A 25,206-nucleotide genomic window follows, 5' to 3' on the forward strand; every position below is an offset into this window, starting at 1 on the left:
AAACTCATCGGCGTATCCTCGCGGTGTGTCGGACTGGTGCTGCCGTTCGGTTGCTGTTTACTCGGTCCGTCAATCAGATGTTCGAGTGACGAGTGGAAGCGGAGGAGACATGGCACTGCCTACGATGACCGCCGAACAGCGCACCGAGGCGTTGGCCAAAGCGGCTGCCGTGCGCAAGGCGCGCTCGGAACTGATCGGCAAGGTGAAGGAGGGCAAGGTCACCGTCGCCGATCTGCTCAAGAAGGCCGACAGCGACGACCTGGTCAAGAAGACCAAGGTCGCTGCGGTGATCAAGGCGCTGCCGGGTGTCGGCCCGGTGAAGGCGGCCAAGCTGATGGATCAGGCCGAGATTCCCGAGGATCGCCGCATCGGCGGCCTCGGCGCTCGCCAGCGCGCGGCGCTGCTCGACGCCCTCGAGGCCTGAGCCGAATCGCGAACCGGCGCCCGTGGACGCACAGCGTGCACGCCACGGGCGTCGGGACAGTTCGGCCGCATGAGCTTTCTCAGACGCAGTAGGTCAGCAGGAAATCGTTGATCCGCAGGCGCCAGCCCGGTTGCAGCTCGATGGGCAGGGTGCCGACGCGCGACCAGCGTTCGGAGTCGGGGGCGGCGAAGAACGTACCGGAGGTGGCGGGGGCTTCCCGGACGAACACCTTGCCACGGTCGGGGGCGACGAAGGCATGGACCCGGGACACGAGCCGGTCGCGTTCGATCAGAATGGGAGTGGCGGCGGCGGCCCGCACCGATTCGTCGCCCGAGGGATTACGGCCCAGGACATAAGGCCGATCCAGGGGGTAACTCAGTCCGTCCTCGGTGACGAGGGCGCCGCGCGAGCTGGTGGGGTGCGGCCCGGACTTGCTCAGCGCGACGGGCTCGGCCCGCTTCGCCGCGTCCAAGGCCTGCGACCACGCCAGCGGGGCGTTGGCGGCGGGGGAATTGCGCGGACCGGTGCTGACGGTCTCGCCGTCGGCGGTCACCGGACGCGAGCCGGTGCTCACGGTTTCGCCGTCGGGACCGCTCGTCTCGGTGGCGGCCACGAAACCGGTTGCCGGGCCCGGGAACCCGGACTCGGCGCTGGGGGTGGCGAAACCCGCGGTCGCCGGCCTGGCCTCGCCGTTCTCGGTGCGATCCGAGTGCGCGCGCAGGGCGCGGAATCCGGTGGCCTCGGTCGGTGGCGGCTCGTCGACGGACTCGATCCGGCGCGGTGCCGGATTGCGGCGTCGGCCGAGAGTGAGCACGAATCCGTTGCCGGTGACGATGCCCGCCCGCAGGTCGGTGCGGGGATTGGCGCTGGTCGGGTCGGCCATCTCGGCGCCGACCGCGATCCGGCGGACGGGTTCGCGGATGATCTCGTCGACCCAGGTGAAGGCGCGGTCGCCGGCCAGGCGGCGGTTGCCCTCGGCGCCGGAGATCTCGGCGATCACCGCGCCGCGCAACAGGATCAGCATCCCGTCGGCGGTCGGGGCGAGGACGCCGAACGGCGGCGGGGCGGACGCGCCGCCGAAGACGACACCGGCCAGTCGCTGGGCCAGTGCGGCGCCGGGCGCCGAGGCCGCGGTGCTCATGGCGACGGTTTCGACCGCGCCGAGTAGTCGGTCGGTGGACGGGGTTTCGCCCGCGAGATACATGACGACGTCGCCGAATCGGGCGACGATCCCGGTACCGGGCACGATGGCCACGGTAGACGAATGCGCGCGCATCAATGCCTCCTTGTCGGACTGGCCTTTGCCAGCATAGATCGACTCGCCGGATGCGGTTGAGGGTTGTGTGCCCGAACAGCGCGCGAGCAGGCCCTCACCTGGTGTTCCGGCAGGTGGTGGACGGGCGTTTCGGGCACCGCTGCACCACTGGCGCAGCGGATTTCGGTCGTGTCGTGATCACCGGGCGAGGCTGTCGAAGCCGTCTGGGCGGGCAACGGTGCGCGATTACGAACAATGTTCGTGTCAAACGTCGTTCGTGGCCCGCGTATGATCGGCGCATGAATGCCGCACCCGTCAGCCGCCGGGCCCGACCGGCGAAAGCTCCGTTGAGCCGTGAGGTCGTCATCGAGACCGGTTTGCGCATCCTCGACACCGACGGCCTGGCCGCGCTCACCATGCGCCGGGTCGCCCAGGAGCTCGACACCGGCGCCGCCTCGCTCTACGTCTACGTCGCCAATCGCGACGACCTGATGACCGGCATGCTCGACCACGTCCTGTCCACCGTGACCACGCCCACCGAGGGCGACTGGCGGCAGCGCCTGACCGCCGTCGTCGCGTCCGCCGTCGAGGTGCTCGGCAGGCACGAGGGGCTGGCGCTGGTCGCGTTCGGCCGGATCCCCACCACCGAGCACGCGCTCGGTCTGATCGAACAGCTGCTCGCCCTGCTGCGCGAAGGCGGCCTCGATCCGGCGACCGCCACCTGGGCCGTGGACCTGATCCACCTGCACATCACCGCCGAGGCCGCCGAGCAGGCGGCCTACAACACCCAGGGCGGCACCGAATCGGAGTACCTCGCCGAGATCGGCAGGCGCTTCGCCGAGCTGCCCGCCGAGCGCTACCCGACCATCGTCGCGCTGCGCGAGCAGATGCTCGCCGGTGACGGCGACGCCCGTGGCCGGTGGGCCTTGCGCGCCATGCTCAACGGCATCCTCGCCACCCCGGTGGACGCGCGATGACCGGCGTCGACCAGCCCGGGATCGCCGCGCGAGCGCAGGCGGGCGGCGGACCCATCCGGCCCGCGAACGAGGCCGAGATCCCGGTGCTGCAGGAGATCGAGCGGCGCGCGGGCGCCCCGTTCGCCGCGGTGGGCATGACCGCGGTCGCCGACGACGACCCGCCGCACGCCGACACCCTGCGCGAATACATCACCGCCGGACGCGCCTGGGTCTGGCCCGACGAGACCGGCCGCGCCATCGGCTACCTGGTGCTCGGCATGGTCGACGGCGAGCCGCACGTGGACCAGGTCTCGGTGGACCCGGCCCACGCCGGGCTGCGCATCGGCAAACGCCTGATCGACCACGCCGTCCGCTGGGCGAAAGACCGTGGGCTGCACGAGATCACCCTCACCACGTTCACCCACGTCCCGTGGAACGGCCCGTACTACGAGCGGCTCGGCTTCTCCTACATCCCGCCCGCCGACGAGACCCCGGAGCTACGAGCCATCCGCGCCGCCGAGATCGCCCACGGCCTCGACGAATGGCCCCGCGCCTGCATGCGCGCCGACCTGGCCACCTGGATCTACGGCTGACGCTCGGCCGGACCGCCGCGCGAAGCCGCGCAGGGTGTCGCGGTCAGCTGCCGACGACGGCCCTGGCGAAAGCGGCTTCCGCTGCCGGGGTCGCGGCGGCACGGTCGTCGGGGACCAGGCCGATGCGGGTGCGGCGGTCGAGCAGGTCGTCGACGGTGAGCGCGCCCTCGTGGCTGATGGCGAAGTCGAATTCGGCGGCGGTGACGTCGATTCCGGGCGCGACCGGTGCGCGCAGCGACGGGTCGGACAGCCAGGCCGAGACGATGCGGCTCGCCTCGCTGCCGTAGCGCTCGATGAGGACCGGGGGCGCGTCGATGCGGTCGCGGGCCGCGCCCGCGACCGCGCCGACCAGCGGGAGCCCGGTGGTGCGGCACGGTGACGCGGCCAGCCCGGCACGGGCGACGGCGGCGTCGACGGCGTCCTGCGCCATCTGCCGGTAGGTGGTGAGTTTGCCGCCGACGACGGTGATCAGGCCGTCGGGAGAGGTGAGGACCGCGTGCTCGCGGGAGATGTCGGCGGTGCTGTCGTCGGCGGTCTCGAGCAGCGGGCGCAGCCCGGCGAAGCGGCCACGGATGTCGGCGCGGGTCAACGGTTCCCGCAGCGCGGTGTTGATGGTGTCGAGCAGGAAGTCGATCTCGGACTCGGTGGGCTGCGGCTCGTCGGGGATCGGGCCGGGCGCCTCCTCGTCGGTGAGGCCCAGGTAGACGCGCCCGTGCGCGGCGGGCAGCGCGAAGACGAAACGGCTGATGCTGCCCGGGACCGGCACCGTCAGCGCGGCGCTCAGGCCGCCGAACGCGGCGGCGTCGAACACCAGGTGGGTGCCGCGGCTGGGCCGCAGTTTGATGCTGTGGTCGACCTCGCCCGCCCACACCCCGGTCGCGTTGATCACCGCGCGGGCCCGCACGGTGAGCGTCTCGCCGGTGATCGTGTCGCGCAGCCGGACCGAATCCCCGGTCGCGGTCACGGCTTCCAGCCGGGTGAGCACGGTCGCGCCGTGGGCGGCCGCGGTGCGGGCCAGGGCGACGACCAATCGCGCGTCGTCGACGAGCTGGCCGTCCCACGCCTGCAGCCCGCCACGTAGTCCCTCGCGGCGCACGGTCGGGGCCAGTCGCAGTGCCTCGGCGGCGGCGACGCGGCGGGAGCGGGGCAGGGTGGCGGCGGAGGTGTGGGCGGCGACGCGCAGCGCGTCACCGGCGGCGAAACCCGCGCGGATGAGCGCACTCTGGGAGAACGTGATGCCGGGCAGCAGCGGCACCAGCTGGGGGAGCGGGCGCACCAGGTGCGGGGCGGTGGTACGCAGCATGACACCGCGCTCGACCGCGCTCTCGTGCGCGATGCCGACCCGCCCGCTCGCCAGGTAGCGCAGGCCGCCGTGCACCAGCTTCGAACTCCAGCGGCTGGTGCCGAACGCGAAGTCGGTGCGCTCGACCAGCAGCGTGCGCAGTCCGCGGGAGGCGGCGTCGAGGGCGACGCCGGCGCCGGTGACGCCGCCGCCGATCACCAGCACGTCGACCTCGGGTCGATCGCCGAGCGCGGTCAGGTCGGCGGTGCGGCGGGTCGCGTGCAGAGCGGCCGTCGAATCAGGAGTCATCACAGTCCTTGTCGCGAGGAGGGAGCAGGTAACCCTCGATCGCCCTCGACAGCTCCGCGTCGAACTGCGCACCGGCCAGCAGCGGTTCCACCGTGCCCGCGGACTGCACCGCGGACTGGGTGATGAGCAGCAGCATGGTCGCCATCTGCTCGGCGTCGCCGGCCCGGATCGAGCCGTCGTCGTGGCCGAGCCGGATCGCGGTCGCGAACAGCTCGATCAGCGTGCGCTGGTTGCGCCCCAGCCTGCCGAACACGTAGGTGAGCATGAGGTCGGTGTCGGTCCGGAAGATCTTGGCGAACACCGCGTTCGCCCGGATCGCGGCCGCACCGGCGACGATGCCGCGCACCAGCCGATCCCGGCCGAGGCCGATCTCGGGCATGGTCTCGCCGACGATCGTGCGTAACTCACGGACCAGGAGCTCGGCGATCAGCGACCCGGTGTCGGGCCAGCGCCGGTACACCGTCGGCCTGCTCACCCCGGCGCGGCGCGCCACCTCGGTGAGCGTGGTGCGACGGACACCGAAATCGACGACGCAGGCGCGCGTGGCATCGAGGATCGCCACGTCGGTGGGCGAGAGTTGCTCGTCCGCGTTGGTCGCGATGTCGATCATCGTGCTTCACCCCGGTGTGTTCGGCGGCGCCGGAAGCGGCGCCGTGGTCGAGCTGGAACGCCCAAGGGTATCGAGCGGACCAGCGGGGTCGGTGTCGTGAAGGCGGGGCAGTGACATCCGACAGCGATCGGATGTCGACTCGAGGACATATCGTACTGGTTACTGCTTGACACTATATGTCAGAATGTAACGCATGGTCGAGACGCAACCCGAAAATCCCGGTGCCGCCACCCTGCCGCCGCGTATGGTGTGGGACGCCTGGGGTGTCCCCGCTGGACACCAGCCCCTGTCGGCGCAGATCCGTGGCCTGCTCGCGCAGGTTTTCGGCATCTCGGGCGAGCCGGTGGCGCGTCGTGACGAGGGCGACGTGCCGCTGCGCCCCACCACCCTCACCGACACCGACCGGGCCGGGATCGCCGCCATCGTCGGTGACGAAAATCTCAGCACCGAGAATGTCGTCCGGCTGCGTCACGCCGGCGGCAAGAGCACCCCCGACCTGCTCCGTCGCCGGGCCACCGAACCCCAGGACGCGCCGGACGCGATCGTCTTCCCCGCCGATCACGCGCAGGTCCTCGCGCTGCTGGCCTACTGCTCCGAGCGCGGCGTCGCGGTCGTTCCCTTCGGTGGCGGCACCAGCGTGGTCGGCGGCGTCGACCCGGTCCGCGGGCAGTTCGCCACCGTCATCGCGCTGGATCTGCGCAGGCTCGACACCCTCACCGGCGTCGACCCGGTCAGCGGGCTCGCGACCCTCGGCGCCGGCGTCACCGGCCCGCAGGCCGAGAAGCTGCTGAGCGCGCACGGACTGTCGCTGGGGCATTTCCCGCAGAGCTTCGAATTCGCCACCATCGGCGGGTTCGCCGCGACCAGGTCGTCCGGTCAGGCGTCGGCGGGCTACGGCCGCTTCGACGACATGGTCGAGCGCCTTGTCGTCGCCACCCCGCAGGGCACCGTCGAGCTCGGGCGCGCGCCCGCGTCGGCGGCCGGGCCGGATCTGCGGGAGCTGTTCGTCGGCTCCGAGGGCACTCTCGGCATCATCACCTCGGTCACGCTGCGCGTGCACCCGGTGCCCGAGACCACGGCCTATCAGGCCTGGTCGTTCCCCGACTTCGCCACCGGCGCGGCCGCGCTGCGCGCCCTGGTGCAGACCGGCGCCGCGCCGACCGTGCTGCGGCTGTCCGACGAGGCCGAGACCGGGCTGAACCTGGCCCGCTCCGGTGACGTCGGCGGCGCGTCCGTCGCGGGCTGCCTGGCAATCACCACCTACGAGGGCACCGAAGCGCATGTCGCGGCTCGTGCGCTGGAGGCGAGCGGACTGCTCGCCGCCGCCGGGGGCACCGCGCTCGGCGAGGCGCCCGCCCAGCAGTGGGAGCACGGCCGCTTCGCCGCGCCGTACCTGCGCGACGCGCTGCTCGACGTCGGCGTGCTGTGCGAGACCCTGGAGACCGCGACCACCTGGGCCAACCTGTCGAACCTGAAGACCAAGGTGACCGGCGCGCTGATGGACTCGCTCGGCGCGCAGGGCACCCCCGCCCTGGTGATGTGCCACATCTCGCACACCTACCCGACCGGCGCCTCGCTGTACTTCACCATCGTCGCCAAGCAGCTCGAGGACCCGATCGCGCAGTGGCGGATCGCCAAGTCGGCCGTCGGTGACGCGATCATCGCCGCGGGCGGCACCATCACCCACCACCACGCCGTCGGCGCCGATCACCGTCCGTGGATGCAGTCCGAGGTCGGTGAGCTCGGCGTTCGCGTGCTGCGCGCGGTGAAACGCGAACTCGACCCCGCCGGGGTGCTCAATCCTGGGAAGCTGGTGCCGTGAGGGAGCTTTGGCGAGTGAACCGTAGGCGCAGCGCGCGTTCGCGAGAGGTGGCGTCGTGAGCGAACTCACGGTGCGGCGGGTCCTCGTCGTCACGAACCCGTACTCGGGGGCGGGGCGGGGCGACGGCGTCGCCGAGGCGGTGCTGGAGCGGCTGCTGACCCAGGGCGTCGAGGTGGCCGAGGTGCGGGCGCCCAGCGCGGCCGAATCGGTCGAGCAGGTCAGAGCGGCTGTCACCAGCGAGCTGCGCAGGCCCGACGCGGTGATCTGCGTCGGCGGCGACGGGCTGATGAACGTGCTGCTGGCCGCGGTCGCGCACAGTACGGTGCCACTGGGTCTGGTGCCGGCGGGCACCGGCAACGACCTGGCCAGGGAACTCGGTATCCCCACCGGTGATCCGGCGGCGGCCATCGACATCGTGCTGCGCGGCCGGGTCCGACACCTCGACCTCGGCCGGATCGAGTCGACGTACGCGACGCCCACCTGGTTCGCCACCGTCGTCGGCACCGGATTCGACGCACGGGTCACCCTGCGCGCCAACAAGATGCGCTACCCGCGCGGCCCGCTGCGCTACACCGTGGCCGCGGTGGCCGAGCTGATGCGCGGCTACACGCTGCCGTTCACGATCGAGCTGTCGGGGCTGGCGCCCGGCGCGCTCGACAATCCCGAGGGCGAGCACACGGTCGTGCACACCGATGCGGTGATGGCCCCGATCGGCAACACCCGCACCTACGGCGGCGGCATGCTGGTGTGCCCGGACGCACTCGCCGACGACGGCTACCTCGACATCACGGTGGTCGGCGCCGTCTCCCGGCTCGAGATGGCGCGGCTGCTACCCGCGCTGTCGGCGGGCAAGCGCATCGATCATCCGTCGACCAAGCGCTACCGCGCGCGCCGGATCACCGTCAGCGCCGACGGCGGCTACGCCACGGCCGACGGCGAGCCGGCCGGGATGCTGCCGGTCACCGTGCAGGCGATGCCGGGCGCGCTGACGATCCTGGTTCCCTAGGCAGGCGCGGCCCGCCCTGCTGCCCCGGACGCGTGCTGACAGCGTGGTCTGCCGCGTACCCGCGGTCGGGCTGCGCCGTCGCGCGTGCCGGGCCGCGGGTGATCGGGTTGTTCGCACCGGTGCTCGACGCGCGCCAGGGCGACGGCCGGCAACTCGGCACAGGCGGCGGATGGCGGCTCAGGCGGCGTCGAAGGTGACGCGGGTGACCGCGCTGAGGGCCGGGCGGTCGACGATCACCACCGACGCCGACTCCAGCGGTTCCGAGACCGGGCGGAGCGGGCCGTCGCCGCGCGCGCCGAGGGCGCTCATCAGCTGCTCCCACCGGCGGCAGTGCGCGGTGAACGCCACCCCGTTGACCCGTCTGCCCCGGGTGATCTGCCCGTGTCTGGCCTGCGTCGCGGGCACATCGATCAGCACCATGTGCAGTTCCCGGTGCTCCTCGCGGGCCCAGCGCGCGATCAGCCTGCGGCTCCAGCCGAAGGTGGCGCAGTCGTGGATGGCCACCGGTCCGTCGGCGGTGCGCAGCGCGCGGCGGATGGCGCGGTAGTGCGCGAGATGCACCAGCGGCCGCCACAGCGGGTAGGGCAGCAGGCCGAGCCGGTGCCGGAGCCGGTTGCGGGTGTGCTGGGAATCGAGCACCAGCGCGCCCGAGGCCGCGCGCACCGGCTGCTCGGCCTCTGGTCCGGCGGCGAAGAACCGGTGTAGCGCAGTGGATTTGCCCGCGCCGGGCACACCGGCGAAGACCAAGACGCTGGCAGCGGGGTACTGGAGCTCGTCGACCTCGCCCGCGCGGAGGTCGAGCAGCGCGGTCGGACGGACGGTCCGGATGCGCGCGGCGCGGGGCGGGGGAGATGCGGCGGAATCGAGCGGGGGCGTCACCCTCTCCAGACTCCGGTAAAACGGACAATTCGGCAATCGGGGATTTCCCCGATCTTCGCCAAAGCAGCTTGGCTCACAACGACTTCCGCGTGTCGTTGGGTCCTGGGAACAAGAGTTACTCGCGCGGCAACCAGAAACTGAGAATTGCCTATGGATTCCCCTGGCCACGCCGAATCGCCGGTAGTATCACAGGGGTAGACGGAGTCTTCGGTGTCCCTCATCCACCGAAGATTCCGTCTCTGTTTTTTCGGCGGTGCCACGCTGTGGCGGGGGGCGTCAATAGCTTTGCCGGGGCCCCTTAGGATTGGTGGGTGACCAGCGCAGCCCCAGACAACTCGCGTAATCGTGCCGATGCCCTGCCCAAGAGCTGGAACCCCGGCGAGGTAGAGGCCGACCTGTACGAGGGCTGGGTAGCCGCCGGATACTTCGGCGCCGACGCGACCAGCGGCAAGCCCGCCTACTCGATCGTGCTGCCACCGCCGAACGTCACCGGCACCCTGCACATGGGCCACGCCCTCGACCACACCCTCATGGACACCCTCACCCGCCGCAAGCGGATGCAGGGCTACGAGGTGCTGTGGCTGCCCGGCATGGACCACGCGGGCATCGCGACCCAGACCGTGGTGGAGAAGCAGCTCGCCGCCGACGGCAAGACCAAAGAGGACTTCGGCCGCGAGCTGTTCATCGACAAGGTGTGGGACTGGAAGCGCGAGTCCGGCGGCGCGATCCAGTGGCAGATGCGCGCGCTCGGCGACGGCGTCGACTGGAGCCGCGACCGGTTCACCATGGACGAGGGCCTCTCGCGCGCCGTCCGCACCATCTTCAAGCGCATGTACGACGCGGGGCTGATCTACCGGGCCGAGCGCCTGGTGAACTGGTCGCCGGTGCTGAAGACCGGCATCTCCGATCTCGAGGTGGACTACAAGGACGTCGAGGGCGAGCTCGTCTCGCTGCGCTACGGCTCGCTCGACGACAACGAACCGCACGTCGTGGTGGCCACCACCCGGGTCGAGACGATGCTCGGTGACACCGCCGTGGCCGTGCACCCCGACGATCCGCGCTACGCCGCGATGATCGGCACCACCGTCTACCACCCGATCACCGGCAGCCAGATCCCGATCATCGCCGACGACTACGTCGACCCGGAGTTCGGCACCGGCGCGGTGAAGATCACCCCCGCGCACGACCCCAACGACTTCGAGATGGGCCTGCGGCACAACCTGCCGATGCCGACGATCATGGACGAGGGCGGCCGGATCACCGGCACCGGAACCGAATTCGACGGCATGGACCGCTTCGAGGCCCGCGTGAAGGTGCGCGAGCGCCTGGCCGCCGAGGGGCGCGTGGTCGCCGAGAAGCGGCCCTACGTGCACAGCGTCGGCCACTCCGAGCGTTCCGGCGAGCCGATCGAGCCGCGCCTGTCCATGCAGTGGTGGGTCAAGGTCGAGTCGCTGGCCAAGGCCGCGGGCGACGCCGTCCGCGACGGCGACGTGAAGATCCACCCCGCCAGCCAGGAACCGCGCTGGTTCGATTGGGTCGACAACATGCACGACTGGTGCATCTCGCGGCAGCTGTGGTGGGGCCATCGCATTCCGATCTGGTACGGCCCCGAAGGCGAGATCGTCTGCCTCGGACCCGATGAGGAAGCGCCCGAGGGCTGGGTGCAGGACCCCGACGTGCTCGACACCTGGTTCTCCTCGGGCCTGTGGCCGTTCTCCACGATGGGCTGGCCCGAGGCCACCCCGGAGCTGGCGAAGTTCTATCCGACCAGCGTGCTCGTCACCGGCTACGACATCCTGTTCTTCTGGGTGGCCCGGATGATGATGTTCGGCATGTTCGTCAGCGACGACCCGGCGCTCACCGTCGGCAAGGGCGGGCAGAAGCAGGTGCCGTTCGAGGACGTCTTCCTGCACGGCCTGATCCGCGACCAGCACGGCAAGAAGATGTCGAAGTCGCGCGGCAACGGCATCGACCCGCTGGACTGGATCAACTCCTACGGCGCCGACGCGTTGCGCTTCACCCTGGCCCGTGGCGCCCAGCCGGGCGGTGACCTCTCGGTCGGCGAACCGCACGCGCTGGCCTCGCGCAGCTTCGTCACCAAGCTGTTCAACGCCACCAAATTCGCGCTGATGAACGGCGCTCGCTCGGGTGAGCTGCCGCCGCGCGAGACGCTGACCGACACCGACCGCTGGATCGTCGACCGGCTCGACGAGGTGCGCGCCGAAGTGGACGCCGCCTTCGACGCCTACGAGTTCGGCAAGGCCTGCGAGGCGCTGTACCACTTCGCCTGGGACGAGCTGTGCGACTGGTACCTGGAACTGTCCAAGGTCCAGTTCGCCGAGTCCGACGCCCGCGCCGAGAGCACCGCGGTGGTGCTCGGCACGGTGCTCGACGCGGTGCTGCGTCTGCTGCACCCGGTGATCCCGTTCGTCACCGAGACCCTGTGGAAGGCGCTGACCGGCGGCGAATCGGTGGTCGTCGCCCCGTGGCCGACTGCCGGCGGCGTGGCCACCGACACCGTGGCCGCGCAGCGGGTCGCCGACGCGCAGCGCCTGATCACCGAGATCCGCCGCTTCCGCAGCGACCAGGGCCTGGCCGACAAGCAGAAGGTGAAGGCCACGCTGGTGGGCCTCGACGAGGCCGGGCTCGGCGAGTTCACCGGCTCGGTGGCCAACCTGGCCCGGCTGACCGAGCCCGGTGACGATTTCGCCACCACCGCCGAGGTGCAGGTCCGCCTGTCCGGTGCGACGGTCACCGTGCAGCTCGACACCTCCGGCGCGATCGACCTCGACGCCGAACGCCGCAGGCTGGAGAAGGACCTCGCGGTCGCGCAGAAGGACCTCGACACCACCACGGCCAAGCTCGGCAACGAGGCGTTCCTGGCCAAGGCGCCGCAGCAGGTCGTCGACAAGATCACCGGGCGTCGGGATGTGGCCGCGGCCGAAGTCGCGCGCATCGGTGCCCGGCTGGCGGAGCTGAGCGGCAAGTGAACGACGAGCCGGAGCCGCAGTACGAGGCCGACGACCACCGCCGGGCTCCGCTCGGCGCCGGACCGTCGCCCGTCGACCTGGCCGAGATGGCGCTGGTCGAGGCCGAGCTGGACAAGCGCTGGCCCGAGACCAAGATCGAGCCGTCGCTGACCAGGATCAGCACGCTGATGGATCTGCTGGGCAACCCGCAGCGCAACTATCCGGCGATCCACGTCGCGGGCACCAACGGCAAGACCTCGGTGACCCGGATGATCGATGCCCTGCTCACCGCGCTGCACCGGCGCACCGGCCGGATCACCAGCCCGCACCTGCAACTGGCGACCGAGCGGATCAGCGTCGACAACGCGCCGATCAGCCCCGCCCGGTACGTGGAGACCTTCCGCGAGCTCGAGCCCTACATCGCGATGATCGACCAGCAGTCCGAGGCGGCCGGCGGCCCGGCGATGAGCAAGTTCGAGGTGCTCACCGGCATGGCCTTCGCCGCCTTCGCCGAGGCGCCGGTCGACGTGGCCGTCGTGGAGACCGGCATGGGTGGTACCTGGGACGCCACCAATGTGATCGACGGGCAGGTCGCGGTGATCACCCCGATCGGCCTGGACCACACCGAGTACCTCGGCCCCGACCTCGCCTCGATCGCGGGGGAGAAGGCCGGGATCATCAAGCGCGCCCCCGAGGCGCTGATCCCGGTCGACACCGTCGCGGTGATCGCCGAGCAGGAGCCCGAGGTGATGGACGTGCTGCTGCGTCGCGCCGTCGAGGCCGACGCCGCGGTCGCCCGCGAGGGCGCGGAGTTCCGGGTGCTGGAGCGGGCCGTCGCGGTCGGCGGCCAGCTGCTGACGCTGCAGGGGCTCGGTGGCGTCTACGACGAGATCTTCCTGCCGCTGCACGGCGAGCACCAGGCCCGCAACGCCTCGCTCGCGCTGGCCGCGGTGGAGGCGTTCTTCGGCGCGGGCGCGGATCGCCAGCTCGACATCGAGGCCGTGCGCGCGGGCTTCGCGAGCGCGGCCAGCCCGGGCCGGATGGAGCGGATGCGCAACGCGCCGACCATCTTCGTCGACGCGGCGCACAATCCGGCGGGGGCGACGGCGCTGGCGAACACCCTCACCACCGAGTTCGACTTCCGCAAGCTGGTCGGCGTCGTCGCCGTGCTCGCGGACAAGGACGCGGCGGGCATCCTCGACGCGCTGGAACCGGTCTTCGACGAGATCGTGGTCACCAGCAACGGTTCGCCACGGGCGATGGACGTCGACGCGCTCGCCGACCTGGCCGTGCAGCGCTTCGGCGACGAGCGGGTGATCACCGCCGAGACCCTGCCCGACGCGCTGGAGTCGGCGATCGCCCTGGCCGAGCAGGCCGGCGACGACGGTGACGTGATCTCGGGCGCAGGCGTTGTCGTCACGGGCTCGGTGGTGACCGCGGGCGCCGCGCGCGCCCTGTTCGGAAAGGCTCCGGCATGAGCAGCACGAGTGAGGTTCCACCCCCGGCCACCGACCCGTGGAAGGGTCTGCGCGGGGTGATGGCGGGCACCCTGGTCCTCGAGGCCATCGTGGTGCTGCTGGCGCTGCCGGTGGTCGCCGACGTCGGCGGCGGGGTCACCTGGTTCTCCGGCACCTACCTGGTGGCGCTCGCGCTGCTGATGATCCTCGGCGCGGGCGTGCAGCGGAAGCCGTGGGCGATCCCGTTCAACCTCGGCCTGCAGGTGCTGCTGCTGGCGGGCACGTTCATCCACCTGTCGATCGGGATCATCGGGCTGGTGTTCGTCGCGGTGTGGGCGTTCATCCTCGTGCTGCGCTCGGACGTGCAGCGCCGGATGGACGCGGGGCTACTGCCCAGTCAACGAATGGGTGGCCGAACTGACACGAGTTCGGCTCCGGGCGGCGACGCCGGTTAGAGTGACGCCGTGACTGAGCAGACTTTGGTACTCATCAAGCCGGACGGCGTCTCCCGTGGCCTCGTCGGCGAGGTGCTGGCCCGTATCGAGCGCAAGGGCCTGACCCTCGAGGCGCTGGAGCTGAAGAACGTGTCGACCGAGCTCGCCGAGGAGCACTACGCCGAGCACGCCGAGCGCCCCTTCTTCGGCTCGCTGATCGAGTTCATCACCTCGGGCCCCGTCGTCGCGGCCGTCTTGTCCGGTCCGCGCGCGATCGCGGCCTTCCGTCAGCTCGCCGGCGGCACCGATCCGGTCGAGAAGGCCACCCCGGGCACCATCCGTGGCGACTTCGGCCTGGAGACCCAGTTCAACCTCGTTCACGGTTCCGACTCGCCCGAGTCCGCCAAGCGCGAGATCGCGCTCTGGTTCCCCGAATTCCCTGCCTGAACGGTCAGCGCCCGGAGGCGGTAGCGCAGCGTAACCACGCAGGGCGCCCGGTCAGGCAGTTTCGGATGCTGCCTGAACGCGCTGTACTCGCTCGTCGCGTCCGGTGTGGACGCGACGAGCTCGAGCGGCCGAGGTTCGCGGGAGTTGCGCCGATGGCGATCCCCGCGCGAACCGTATGGGATACTGACTATGGATGTGTTCGTCACCGATGCTCGAACAGGGCGGTTGGTGACAGCCTGTCGCGCAGGTACGCGACGGCGGTGACGGACATGACCGGATGACACCGCGGTTGGATGCCGATCATCGCTGCCACGGACGACCCTGTTGCTGGGGTTGCCCGCGCAGGCACGCTGGATGAGCGCTCGGAACGCGGAGTCACGCCGCACAGCCAGGCGCCGCGTGACCGGTTGGCCCGCCAGAAGATCGATCGAGGTGCGACCGGACACGCGGGGCGAGACCAGATGACCCTCGTACCATCGGGTACGAGGTGCACGGACGATGCCCCCGCGTCGGCCGCGTCACTCCCGTACCGGGGAAGGACGCGCCCGGGGGCCCGAGGAGACTTCGTGGCCGATACAGAGCCGCTGGACACAACACAACAGGATGCCGATCAATTGCCGGAGCGAATTCGAGTTCATGCACTGGCCAAGCGGTTGGGAGTGACCAGCAAACGCATCCTGGCCAAACTGGCCGAACTGGGGGCCGAGGCGCGCAGCGTCCAATCGAATGTGGATCGCGCGGTCGCCGAGACCGTGCGCGACGCGATCGCCGCCGCTGACGCCGATACCGGCGAATCCCCGGCATCCACCCCCGCGACGGCGACCCCGCCGTCGACCGCCCCCGTCGCCGAGCAGCCGGCCGACACGACCACCGCGCCCGCGCCGATGTTCTCGGCACCCGAGGTCGCGCGGACCGACGAAGTCTTCGCCGCCATGGCCGACGACGCGCACACCGGTCTGTTCACCCACCGCCCGGTCGAGGAACCGGCGGTGGTCGAGCCGGTCAGCTTCGAGGCGCCCGCCTTCACCGCGCCGCTGTTCCTGCCGCCGGACGCCACCGCCGCCGAGGAGGCGCGCAAGCGCCGCCGCGCCGAGCGGACCGTCAAGCGGACCGAGGAGCCGGTCGAGGAGATCGAGGCCGAGGCCGAGCCGGTCGAGGACGAGTCCGACGCCGCCGGGGACACCGGCGACCACGACGCCGACGGGCAGCCGCGCCGCCGTCGCCGGGGCCGTCGTGGCCGCGGCCGGGGCCGGGGCGAGCAGTCCGCCGACGGCGACGACACCGACACCGAGGGCGCCGAGCACGACACCGACGACGAGCCCGCCGCGTCGTCCGAGGCCGCCACCGACGAAGCCGAGCAGCAGGCCGAGGACACCGACGCCGACTCCGACGACGAGGACGACACCCAGCCCGAGGGCGCGAGCCGGCGCCGCCGCCGTCGTCGCCGCCGCAAGGTCGGCGGGGAGGGCGGCGATGCCGACGCGTCGTCGGAGGACGATCCGCCGAACACCGTCGTGCACGAGCGCGAGCCGCGCAACAAGAGCCGTGGCCGGGCCGCGTCCGACGAGGTGCAGGGCATCTCCGGATCCACCCGGCTCGAGGCCAAGCGTCAGCGCCGCCGCGACGGCCGCGAGGCCGGTCGCCGTCGTCCGCCGATCCTGACCGAGTCGGAGTTCCTGGCCCGCCGCGAGGCGGTCGACCGGGTGATGGTCGTGCGGGAGAAGTCGTTCGACGCCGCCGAGCACGCGCCGGGTCACCAGATCACCACCCAGGTGGCGGTGCTCGAGGACAACATCCTGGTCGAGCACTTCGTGACCAGTTCCGGCCAGGCGTCGATGGTGGGCAATGTCTACCTCGGCAAGGTGCAGAACGTGCTGCCGAGCATGGAGGCCGCGTTCATCGACATCGGCCGCGGCCGCAACGGCGTGCTCTACGCCGGTGAGGTGAACTGGGACGCCGCCGGTCTGGGCGGCAAGGAGCGCAAGATCGAGCAGGCGCTCAAGCCCGGCGATCAGGTGCTGGTGCAGGTGTCCAAGGACCCGGTGGGTCACAAGGGCGCCCGTCTGACCACTCAGATCTCGCTCGCGGGCCGCTTCCTGGTGTACGTGCCGGGCGGCACCTCCACCGGGATCAGCCGCAAGCTGCCCGACACCGAGCGCAAGCGCCTCAAGGAGATCCTGCGCGAGATCGTGCCCGCCGACGCCGGTGTGATCATCCGCACCGCGTCCGAGGGTGTCAGCGAGCCCGAGCTGGCTCGCGACGTCGAGCGGCTGCAGGCCACCTGGCGCACCATCGAAGAGGCCGCCGCCAAGGAGTCCAACGCGCCCAAGGCTCTCTACGAAGAGCCCGACATGCTGGTCAAGGTCATCCGCGATCTGTTCAACGAGGACTTCGCCAAGCTGGTCATCGAGGGCGAGCGGGCCTGGAGCACGGTCGAGACCTACGTGCGCACCGTCGCGCCGGACCTGCTGCCGCGGGTGAACCGGCACGAGAACAACGGTGTCGACGTGTTCGACGCCTTCCGCATCGACGAGCAGCTGGCCAAGGCGCTCGATCGCAAGGTGTGGCTGCCCTCGGGCGGCACGCTGGTGATCGACCGCACCGAGGCGATGACCGTCGTCGACGTGAACACCGGCAAGTTCACCGGGTCGGGTTCGTCGAACCTGGAGGAGACGGTCACCAAGAACAACTTGGAGGCGGCCGAGGAGATCGTGCGCCAGATGCGGCTGCGCGACATCGGCGGCATGATCGTCGTCGACTTCATCGACATGGTGCTCGAATCCAACCGTGACCTGGTGCTGCGCCGGCTCACCGAGGCGCTGGGCCGCGATCGCACCCGGCACCAGGTGTCGGAGGTGACCTCGCTCGGCCTGGTCCAGATGACCCGCAAGAAGCTCGGCACCGGACTGGTAGAGGCGTTCTCGACGACCTGCGAGCACTGCCACGGGCGCGGCATCCTCGTGCACTCCTATCCGGTCGACGCCGGGTCCGGTGCCGACGACTCGGGCAACCGGGCCAAGGAAGGCTCGTCGCGTCGTCGTCGCGGCAAGGACAAGACCCAGGACAAGCCCGCCGCCGCGGCCGCTCCGGCGACCAACGGGACGGCGCCCGCCGCCGAGCACGGTGAGGAGGACATCGCGGTCAAGCGGGCCCACCCGGTCGCGCTCGCGATGGCCGCCCACCACGGTGAGGACGGCGAGCCCGTCGAGGAGGTCGTGGCCGAGACCGCGGCCCCCGCGGAGGCGCCCGCCGAGCCGACCCGGTCGCGGTCGCGGTCCCGGTCGCGCCGGTCGAGCCGGGGCGCTGCCGCTCAGGCCGAGTCGGCGGTCGACAGTCCCGCGCTCACCGGGGTCATCCCGGCCGAGCCCGTCGCGGCGGACGAGGAGGCGGCCCCGGTCGCCGAGCCTGTTGCCGAGCCGGAGCCCGTCGTGGCGGAGACCGCCGTCGAGCCGGAGCCCGAACAGGCCGAGCCCGAACCCGAGCCGGTCGTGGAGGAGCCCGCTGCTCGCGCACCGCGCAGGCGCCGCGTGGCCCGCTCGACGGCGGCACCCGCCCCCGACAGCGCGGGCGCGGTGTTCGTCCTGTCGACGAGCGAGCAGCCCCCCGCCGCGGCCGTCGTGGACTTCGCCGCCGAGCCGGTCGTCGTCCCGGCCCGCAAGCCGCGCCGTCGCGCGGTGGGCAGGCCGGCGGGCGCACCCGCGCCCGAATCGAACTAGGAGGCCGCCTGCGCGCGGGGAGCACTCCTCGCGCGCAGGCCCTCGATTCGGCCCTGACCGGCCGAATTGGGGGAGTGGATACCGGTCTGGTAACCTAGGTCGGTCGCTGCCCCGCGATTGGGCACCTAGCCGAACGGCAGGGTGATTCCGCAGGCAAGTGACCGTTGCTCTCCCCGTTCGCGGGAATGAGCCCCAGTCAAGAACACGCGTCGCGCAGCTGTGACGTGAAACGAGCACGACCAACGTGAGTGGAGGAAGCCGACCGATGGCAGCGTACGCAATCGTCAAGACCGGCGGAAAGCAGTACAAGGTCGCGGTCGGTGACCTGGTGAAGGTCGAGAAGATCGAGGGTGAGCCCGGCACCGCCGTGGCCCTGACCCCGGTTCTCGTCGTCGACGGCGCCGATCTGACCACCGACGCCGACAAGCTGGCCAAGATCTCCGTGGCCGCCGAGGTCGTCGATCAGACCAAGGGCCCGAAGATCCGGATCCACAAGTTCAAGAACAAGACCGGCTACCACAAGCGCCAGGGTCACCGTCAGCCGCTGACGGTCATCAAGGTCACCGGCATCAAGTAAGACATCCCGAGGAGACGAAGCAATGGCACATAAGAAGGGTGCATCCAGCTCCCGGAACGGTCGTGATTCGAACGCCCAGCGCCTCGGCGTGAAGCGCTTCGGTGGCCAGAAGGTCAGCGCGGGCGAGATCCTCGTCCGTCAGCGCGGAACCCACTTCCACCCCGGCGTGAACGTCGGTCGTGGCGGCGACGACACCCTGTTCGCCCTCGCGGCGGGCGCGGTCGAGTTCGGCACCAAGCGTGGCCGCAAGACCGTCAACATCGTCGTCCCGGAGCCGGCCCAGGCCTGACCGCCTGGAGCGTCAGCTCCCCACGGACACCGGAGCGGGTCAGGGTTGTTTCCCTGACCCGCTCCGTCGTGTTCGCTCACCCTTACCGCAATCGACCAGTCAGAAGGAGGAGGATCAACCCATGTCCAAATTCATCGACCGCGTCGTGCTGCATGTTCGTGCCGGTAGAGGTGGACACGGTTGCGCCTCGGTGCATCGTGAGAAGTTCAAGCCGCTCGGTGGTCCCGACGGTGGCAACGGCGGCAACGGCGGGGATGTGATCCTCGAGGTCGACCCGAACGTCCACACCCTGCTCGACTTCCATTTCCATCCGCACGCCAAGGCCGGCAACGGCAAGCCCGGCGAGGGCGGCAACCGCGACGGCAAGATGGGCACCGACCTGGTGCTCAAGGTGCCCGACGGCACCGTGGTCGTCGATGCCGACGGCGAGGTCGTCGTCGACCTGGTCGGCGTCGGCAACAAGTTCGTGGTCGCCAAGGGCGGCCGCGGCGGTCTCGGCAACGCCTCGCTGGCGTCCAAGGCGCGCAAGGCGCCCGGTTTCGCACTGCTCGGGGAAGAGGGCGAAGAGCTCGACCTGGTCCTGGAGCTGAAGTCGGTCGCCGACGTCGGCCTGGTCGGGTTCCCGTCGGCGGGCAAGTCCTCGCTGGTCTCGGTGCTCTCGGCCGCCAAGCCCAAGATCGCCGACTACCCGTTCACCACGCTGGTCCCGAACCTGGGCGTGGTCGCCAGCGGCGACACCACCTTCACCGTCGCCGACGTGCCGGGTCTGATTCCCGGCGCCAGCGACGGTCGTGGCCTCGGCCTGGACTTCCTGCGCCATCTGGAGCGCTGCGCGGTACTGGCCCACGTCGTCGACTGCGCGACCCTGGAACCGGGCCGCGACCCGGTCTCCGACGTCGACGCGCTCGAGGCCGAACTGGCCGCGTACAAACCGGCCCTGGCCGGTGACGCGAGCCTCGGCGACCTGGCCGACCGGCCCCGCGTGGTCATCCTGAACAAGACCGACGTTCCCGACGCCGCCGAACTGGCCGAGATGGTGACGCCGGAGTTCACCGAACGCGGCTGGCCGGTGTTCGAGATCTCCGCGGTGAGCCGCGCCGGCCTGCGTCCGCTGACCTTCGCGCTGGCCGATATGGTCCGCCAGTATCGCGAAGATCACCCGAAGGCCGCGCCGAAGCGCACGGTGATCCGTCCGATCGCGACCGACGAGTCCGGGTTCAGCGTGATCGCGGATCCGCAGGAGCCGGGTGGCTTCATCGTGCGCGGTACCCGGCCGGAGCGCTGGGTGCGCCAGACCCAGTTCGACAACGACGAAGCCGTCGGCTATCTGGCCGACCGGCTGGCCCGCCTCGGCGTCGAGGCCGAGCTGGTCAAGCAGGGTGCCGAGCCGGGGTGTTCGGTGACGATCGGCGATGTGTCGTTCGAGTGGGAGCCGCAGGTATCCGCCGGTGTCGACATCGTGCCGACCGGCCGCGGTACCGACATCCGGCTGGAGAACAACGACCGCATCGGCGCGGCCGAGCGCAAGCTCGCCTCGCGTGCGCGTCGTGGCTTGCTCGACGAAGACGGGAAGTAGGGGTCCGGCCGTGTCGGCGCCGGTCGAAAACCGGTGTCGGTCACGGTCGTTCGATCGGCATACTGCGGTGGGTCACCGGCATGAGCTGGGACCGTCGACGACGGTGATCGCGGTGCAGGGAGTAAGGCTATGCAGGTGAGTTCGGAGCTGAGTGCGGCGCGCCAGGCCATCGTGTCGGCGCGCGCGGTGGTGGTGAAGATCGGTTCGTCGGCGCTGACCAGCCTCGAGGGCGGTCTGGACACCGACCGGCTCGATCGGCTGGCCGACGCCGTGGAGGCGCGGATGCGGGCCGGTTCGGACGTGGTCGTGGTGTCCTCCGGTGCGATCGGCGCGGGCATCGCGCCGCTTGGCCTGTCGCGCAGGCCCAAGGACCTGGCCACCAAGCAGGCCGCGGCGAGTGTGGGCCAGCTGGCCCTCGCGCACGCCTGGGGCACCTCGTTCGCCCGCTACGACCGCACCGTCGGCCAGGTGCTGCTCTCCGCCGACGACTTCGCCCGCCGCGAGCACCACCGCAATGCCCAGCGCACCCTGGACCGACTACGCTCGCTCGGCGCGATCGCCGTGGTCAACGAGAACGACACCGTCGCCACGGAGGAGATCCGCTTCGGCGACAACGACCGCCTCGCCGCCCTGGTGGCGCACCTGGTCGGCGCCGACGCGCTGATCCTGCTCTCGGATGTGTCCGGCCTCTACGACGGTGACCCGCGCAAGGGCGCCGCGAACTTCATCCCCGAGGTGCGCAGCAGCGCCGACCTCGACGGCGTGATCGCCGGCAGCGGGGGCGCGCTCGGCACCGGCGGCATGGCCTCCAAGCTGTCCGCCGCCCGCCTCGCCGCCGACGCGGGCATCCCCGTCCTGCTCGCCTCGGCCGCCGACGCCGCGACCGCGCTGGCCGACGGCACCGTCGGCACCGCCTTCGCCGCCCGCCCGGTCCGCCTGTCCGGCCGCAAGTTCTGGGTCCGGCACGCCGCCGATACCCGTGGCTCGGTCCTCATCGACGCGGGCGCCGTGGAAGCCGTCGCCGAGCGCCGCTCCCTGCTCGCGGCGGGCATCACCGGCGTCCGCGGCCGCTTCTTCGGCGGCGATGTCGTCGACCTGGTCAGCCCCGACAACCGGGTGGTCGCCCGCGGCGTCGTCGAATACGACAGCACCGAACTGACCACCATGCTCGGCCGCTCCACCACCGAACTCCCCGACACCATGCAGCGCCCGGTCATCCACGCCGACGACCTGGTCAAGGTCTGATCCCGGACGCCGGCACCGGAAACACCGCCACGGGTAGACCTTTCGCGACCCGAGGTCGAGGTGCTCCGGGTTCGCACCCGCTACCAGCCGCCGCGCTCCACGACGACGCGGCGGTTCGTCCGTAGCGGGCGGGTTTGCCCGACCCCCTTCGGGCCGAACTCGTCCTCCCGCACTGCCAGGCGTGGGCGAGCAGCCCGACCCGACCCAGGGGCGGGGAACAGCCGGGAAGGCTCACTCGCGGGCCACGGAGGCGGGTGGCACCGAGCGGCCCCGGTCCCGCCCCGTCGCGATCGTGGCTGTGCGGTGGCATCGGCGGCCACGCCGCCGCGACTACCGTCGCGGCGGAATGACGCCCGGCTGATCCAGATCCAGCGGTGGTGCGGGCGGCGGCGTCACGGGCTGCGGCTGTGGGCCGGCTGTCTCCGGGATCGGCCCGGTCACCCCCGGCTGCCCACCCGGATCGACCGGCCCACCGGGTACCGGCGGCACCCCGATACCCGCGTGCGGCTCCGGCGCCCGCGGAACCTGCTGCGGTACCGGCACTTCCGGCGCGGGGCTCGGCGGCGCGGGTGACTCCGGTTGCGGCCGTTCCGAAGTCGGCGCGGGTGGCTGCGGCGCTGGTGCGGGGGCCGCGGTCTCCGGTTGGGGTGCGGGGTGTTCCGAGGTGGGCGCCGGCGCTTGCGGCGCTGGCTCGGGTGCGGGGGCCGCGGGTTCCGGTTGGGGCGCGGGCTGTTCGGTCGTGGGCGCCGGAGGCTGCGGTGCGGGGTGTTCGGATGTCGGCGCTGGTTCGGGCGTCGGCGGCGCGGGCTCCGGTTCGGGGGTGGGCTGTTCCGCCGTGGGTGCGGTGGTCTGCGGTGCAGGGGTGGAGGGTTCTGGTTGCGGCGCAGGCTGTTCCGAAGTCGGTGCGGAAGGCGCCGGTTGATCGGTCGTCGGCGGTGCCGGTCGCTCGGATTCTTCCGTCGGGGCGGGGCTGCCCGAAGTCGGGGGAGCGGGTGTCTCGCTCGACGGCACGGGAGTGGTTTCCGGCTGTGGAGATTCGGTAGCCGGGGCCGGGTCCTGGCTCGGCGCCGAGCCTGCCCCGTTACCGGAGCCCGGGTCGGTCGTGCCGGTCTCTGGCGTCGAACCGTTTTGGGGCGAATCACCTTGTGGTGCGGCGGGTTGCGGGAGCTCCGGGGACGACCCGTCGCGTCCGTGCCCGCTGGACGACTCCGATCCCGGCGGCGCGGGCAAGGCGGGCACACCGGTCCCGGCCAGCGAATACGCGGGCTTGTAGATCATGTTCATCGCCAGCACGGCCTCCTGGCGCAACGCTTCCGCCGCCATCTGCGCGTCGATGACATGGGCGGCTTCGAGCAACCGCGCGATGGTGCCGATCGGCCCGGAACCGCCGGGCGCGACGACCGCGAGCTTCACCGCCTCCGCGGCCGCCGCGACCCCACCGAGGCGGGCGCCGACCTCGCCGAAGACCGCCGCGAGCTCGCCGATCGAGTCGGCGAAGGCGCGGGTGCTGGCGAAAGCGGCGTCGGCGGCGGCACCCTCCCACCCGGTCTCGTCGAGGACGCGGTCGACGTTGGACCTGGTCAGCGGCATGGTCGTGGTCAGCGCGGCGGCACTCTCCAGCCAGGCGAGCGAGCTGTCGAGGATCTCGCCCGCATCGATCTGCTGGGTTCGGGTGTAGATCTGCTCGTGCGGCATGGACTCGAAATGCTCCATCGCACTGATGTAGGTGGGGTCCGTGCCGCCCATCAGCGCCGCCTCGGGTCGACCGCGCGCAGCGCGGTGGCCGCGGCCGCGTCGGCCTCGTCGAGCAGACCGGCGCTGAGCAGGAAGGCCTCCTTCATCCGGTAGGCGGCCTCGATGTAGTGGTCGAGCAGTTCGGCGGCGTCGCGGGCCTTGTGGGCGAACCCGGCCTGCAACTGCTGCGCGGAGACGAAACCACCGAATCCGCCCGCCGCACCGGCGTATTCGAGGCGCTGACGGAGCTGGGCGAGCCGGTCGGCCTGCTGTTCGTAGAGGTCGGCGCAGCGGCGCGCGGCATCGGGATCGAACTTCACGGTGCCCGCCGCGGCGGCGCTGCGGAACCGGGAGATCTCGGCTCTGCTGCTCTCGATCGTCATCGCGTCTCCCCTCCAGATCGTGCGTCGGCGTCCAGGCTAGCCGGACCTTCGGGTGGTGGAACTGTGCGCAGGAACCAGCCTGCGCTGGAGCTGGGCGGCCAGCTGACCGGTCGCGGCGGGCACGACGTGCACCGTTTCTCCCGCGCGCAGCAGGTAGCGCCCGTCCCCGGCCACATCGATCCAGCTGTAGTGCACCGGCGGGGTCGGCGCGGCGCGGTCGAGCCCGGTTTCGATGCGGATGTGTCCCTCGGCGGTGTGCGGACGCCGCAGCAGGCGCTGGATCCGGGGGACGGCGGGATGCGCGGCGACCACGGTCTCCTCGTCGCGAACGGCGTCGGCGGCGGCCTCGCGCGCGGGTTCGCGGCCGGGCGGGGTATCGGGCAGGCAGGCGGCGACGCGAGCGCCGATCCCGGCGGTGTGCCCGATCGAAACCCGCACGCGACCACCGAAATCGGGTCGGGAACCCGGTTCCTGGACGACGAGCACGGCATGGTCGTAGACCGCGCAGGCGAGCAGCCGGATCTCGCTGCCGGGGGTGTGCGCGCCGCCGACGAGCACGATCCTGGCGTGTGGTGCGGCGATGATCCGCAGGCAGGCGGCGAGGTCGGGGTCGCCGCCGCCGGGTAGTCGATGGTCGAGGTCGGCGCGTAATCGGGCGGCCTCGTCCTCGGTGCGCGGTGATTCGAGCACCCGGATCGGGAAGGGCATTCGGTCCTGACCGGATTCCCGCCACACGTGCGCGAATTCGTCAGCGCTGAAGGTCCATCCCATTGCCGATCCCATCCTTACCGAACCAGGACGAGGACAGCCTAACCGTCGTGTCCGATTCCGGCGCATCGTTCATCCGTCCGAATGGAAACTTCGGTGCTCTGAGTAGCCAGATGAGTATTTCGGCGGACGCTTCTCGCCACTGGGGCTCCTACCTTCGGGACAGATCCGTCGAATGGAGGAGCCATGACCTACGTCCACATCACCGAGAGCCCCGGGGTGGGGCTCGCGCAGTACCGGACGGTGCACGAGGCGCTCGGACCGGAACCGGTCGCGGGCAATCTGTGGCACTTCGTCGGCGAATGCGACGGCGCGCTGACCGTCGTCGACATCTGGGAGTCGGCCGACGCCGCCGACCGGTTCGCCGCCGAGCGGCTCTTCCCCGCCCTCGACAGGGTCGGCATCCGTCCCGGTCCCGATGCCCGGGTGCGCGCCTTCGAGGCCGCCGTCGAGACCGTGGCCCAGGGGTGAGTGA

22 protein-coding genes are annotated in these 25,206 nt (G+C 71.3%); 15 read left to right on the plus strand and 7 right to left on the minus strand.

Annotated features, from left to right (window positions below):
• The first annotated feature begins 109 nt into the window (after window positions 1-109).
• Window positions 110-424, plus strand: coding sequence for an integration host factor, actinobacterial type (gene mihF / locus ACIO52_RS16645; protein WP_019045768.1), 315 nt, complete (start codon window positions 110-112; stop codon window positions 422-424).
• Window positions 425-503: 79 nt separating this feature from the next.
• Here the strand turns inward: mihF and ACIO52_RS16650 are convergent, their stop codons facing one another.
• Window positions 504-1,700: an FHA domain-containing protein gene (locus tag ACIO52_RS16650; RefSeq protein WP_402644713.1), complete on the minus strand. Its 1,197-nt coding sequence runs from the start codon at window positions 1,698-1,700 to the stop codon at window positions 504-506.
• A 278-nt stretch (window positions 1,701-1,978) separates the two neighbouring features.
• Between ACIO52_RS16650 and ACIO52_RS16655 the strand changes: the two genes are divergently transcribed.
• Both ACIO52_RS16655 and ACIO52_RS16660 read left to right on the plus strand, forming a co-directional pair.
• On the plus strand, window positions 1,979-2,656 hold the full coding sequence (locus ACIO52_RS16655; RefSeq protein ID WP_218721474.1) for a TetR/AcrR family transcriptional regulator: 678 nt from the start codon (window positions 1,979-1,981) through the stop codon (window positions 2,654-2,656).
• The gene (locus tag ACIO52_RS16660) at window positions 2,653-3,228 is read left to right on the plus strand and encodes a GNAT family N-acetyltransferase (RefSeq protein ID WP_402644715.1); all 576 of its coding nucleotides are present in this window, start codon (window positions 2,653-2,655) and stop codon (window positions 3,226-3,228) included. Before ACIO52_RS16655 ends, ACIO52_RS16660 begins: the two co-directional genes overlap by 4 nt.
• Window positions 3,229-3,271: 43 nt before the next feature.
• Here ACIO52_RS16660 and ACIO52_RS16665 read toward each other — a convergent pair whose 3' ends face one another.
• Together ACIO52_RS16665 and ACIO52_RS16670 are read right to left on the minus strand one after the other, a co-directional pair.
• Window positions 3,272-4,819 carry an FAD-dependent oxidoreductase gene (locus ACIO52_RS16665; protein WP_402644718.1) on the minus strand — a complete coding sequence of 516 codons (1,548 nt, stop codon included), beginning with the start codon at window positions 4,817-4,819 and terminating at the stop codon, window positions 3,272-3,274.
• Window positions 4,809-5,429, minus strand: coding sequence for a helix-turn-helix domain-containing protein (locus ACIO52_RS16670; protein ID WP_316573868.1), 621 nt, complete (start codon window positions 5,427-5,429; stop codon window positions 4,809-4,811). Before ACIO52_RS16670 ends, ACIO52_RS16665 begins: the two co-directional genes overlap by 11 nt.
• A gap of 193 nt (window positions 5,430-5,622) precedes the next feature.
• Here ACIO52_RS16670 and ACIO52_RS16675 point away from each other — a divergent pair, with 193 nt between their 5' ends.
• Window positions 5,623-7,251 carry an FAD-binding oxidoreductase gene (locus tag ACIO52_RS16675; RefSeq protein ID WP_402644721.1) on the plus strand — a complete coding sequence of 543 codons (1,629 nt, stop codon included), beginning with the start codon at window positions 5,623-5,625 and terminating at the stop codon, window positions 7,249-7,251.
• A gap of 55 nt (window positions 7,252-7,306) precedes the next feature.
• The gene (locus ACIO52_RS16680; RefSeq protein WP_402644724.1) at window positions 7,307-8,257 is read left to right on the plus strand and encodes a YegS/Rv2252/BmrU family lipid kinase; all 951 of its coding nucleotides are present in this window, start codon (window positions 7,307-7,309) and stop codon (window positions 8,255-8,257) included.
• Between the two features lie 177 nt (window positions 8,258-8,434).
• On the opposite strand, the gene ACIO52_RS16685 is transcribed toward ACIO52_RS16680, so the two are convergent.
• Window positions 8,435-9,136, minus strand: a complete 702-nt coding sequence (locus ACIO52_RS16685) for an AAA family ATPase (RefSeq protein ID WP_308248662.1) — start codon at window positions 9,134-9,136, stop codon at window positions 8,435-8,437.
• Between the two features lie 311 nt (window positions 9,137-9,447).
• Here ACIO52_RS16685 and ACIO52_RS16690 point away from each other — a divergent pair, with 311 nt between their 5' ends.
• The 9 genes from ACIO52_RS16690 to proB all read left to right on the plus strand — a co-directional run bounded on the left by ACIO52_RS16690 (window position 9,448) and on the right by proB (window position 21,846).
• Window positions 9,448-12,126 carry a valine--tRNA ligase gene (locus tag ACIO52_RS16690; protein WP_402644727.1) on the plus strand — a complete coding sequence of 893 codons (2,679 nt, stop codon included), beginning with the start codon at window positions 9,448-9,450 and terminating at the stop codon, window positions 12,124-12,126.
• Window positions 12,127-12,212: 86 nt separating this feature from the next.
• A complete protein-coding gene (locus ACIO52_RS16695) occupies window positions 12,213-13,583 on the plus strand; it encodes a folylpolyglutamate synthase/dihydrofolate synthase family protein (protein WP_218721558.1) in 1,371 nt (456 codons plus the stop codon).
• A complete protein-coding gene (locus ACIO52_RS16700) occupies window positions 13,580-14,017 on the plus strand; it encodes a DUF4233 domain-containing protein (RefSeq protein ID WP_218721468.1) in 438 nt (145 codons plus the stop codon). Before ACIO52_RS16695 ends, ACIO52_RS16700 begins: the two co-directional genes overlap by 4 nt.
• A gap of 9 nt (window positions 14,018-14,026) precedes the next feature.
• Window positions 14,027-14,443 carry a nucleoside-diphosphate kinase gene (gene ndk / locus ACIO52_RS16705; protein ID WP_218721467.1) on the plus strand — a complete coding sequence of 139 codons (417 nt, stop codon included), beginning with the start codon at window positions 14,027-14,029 and terminating at the stop codon, window positions 14,441-14,443.
• Window positions 14,444-15,009: 566 nt separating this feature from the next.
• Window positions 15,010-18,159 carry a translation initiation factor IF-2 N-terminal domain-containing protein gene (locus tag ACIO52_RS16710; RefSeq protein ID WP_402644731.1) on the plus strand — a complete coding sequence of 1,050 codons (3,150 nt, stop codon included), beginning with the start codon at window positions 15,010-15,012 and terminating at the stop codon, window positions 18,157-18,159.
• Between the two features lie 265 nt (window positions 18,160-18,424).
• Window positions 18,425-18,736: a 50S ribosomal protein L21 gene (rplU, locus tag ACIO52_RS16715; RefSeq protein ID WP_110039506.1), complete on the plus strand. Its 312-nt coding sequence runs from the start codon at window positions 18,425-18,427 to the stop codon at window positions 18,734-18,736.
• Between the two features lie 22 nt (window positions 18,737-18,758).
• A complete protein-coding gene (gene rpmA, locus ACIO52_RS16720) occupies window positions 18,759-19,025 on the plus strand; it encodes a 50S ribosomal protein L27 (RefSeq protein ID WP_022567181.1) in 267 nt (88 codons plus the stop codon).
• A 121-nt stretch (window positions 19,026-19,146) separates the two neighbouring features.
• Complete coding sequence (gene obgE / locus ACIO52_RS16725; RefSeq protein WP_218721465.1) at window positions 19,147-20,601, plus strand: GTPase ObgE; 1,455 nt, start codon at window positions 19,147-19,149, stop codon at window positions 20,599-20,601.
• A gap of 129 nt (window positions 20,602-20,730) precedes the next feature.
• Window positions 20,731-21,846, plus strand: a complete 1,116-nt coding sequence (gene proB, locus ACIO52_RS16730; RefSeq protein ID WP_374104918.1) for a glutamate 5-kinase — start codon at window positions 20,731-20,733, stop codon at window positions 21,844-21,846.
• 330 nt (window positions 21,847-22,176) lie between these two features.
• Here proB and ACIO52_RS16735 read toward each other — a convergent pair whose 3' ends face one another.
• Genes ACIO52_RS16735 through ACIO52_RS16745 form a run of 3 tightly spaced genes read right to left on the minus strand, consistent with a single transcriptional unit; the run spans window position 22,177 to window position 24,734 of the window.
• Window positions 22,177-23,592, minus strand: a complete 1,416-nt coding sequence (locus ACIO52_RS16735; RefSeq protein ID WP_402644737.1) for a hypothetical protein — start codon at window positions 23,590-23,592, stop codon at window positions 22,177-22,179.
• Window positions 23,592-23,963 carry a hypothetical protein gene (locus ACIO52_RS16740; RefSeq protein ID WP_218721463.1) on the minus strand — a complete coding sequence of 124 codons (372 nt, stop codon included), beginning with the start codon at window positions 23,961-23,963 and terminating at the stop codon, window positions 23,592-23,594. Before ACIO52_RS16740 ends, ACIO52_RS16735 begins: the two co-directional genes overlap by 1 nt.
• Before the next feature lie 36 nt (window positions 23,964-23,999).
• Complete coding sequence (locus ACIO52_RS16745; protein WP_402644740.1) at window positions 24,000-24,734, minus strand: ESX secretion-associated protein EspG; 735 nt, start codon at window positions 24,732-24,734, stop codon at window positions 24,000-24,002.
• Window positions 24,735-24,917: 183 nt separating this feature from the next.
• Here ACIO52_RS16745 and ACIO52_RS16750 point away from each other — a divergent pair, with 183 nt between their 5' ends.
• Window positions 24,918-25,202, plus strand: a complete 285-nt coding sequence (locus ACIO52_RS16750; RefSeq protein WP_218721461.1) for a hypothetical protein — start codon at window positions 24,918-24,920, stop codon at window positions 25,200-25,202.
• The last annotated feature ends 4 nt before the right edge of the window (window positions 25,203-25,206 follow it).

Origin of the sequence: Nocardia sp. NPDC087230 (assembly GCF_044744725.1) — a bacterium.
GTDB lineage: Bacteria > Actinomycetota > Actinomycetes > Mycobacteriales > Mycobacteriaceae > Nocardia > Nocardia canadensis.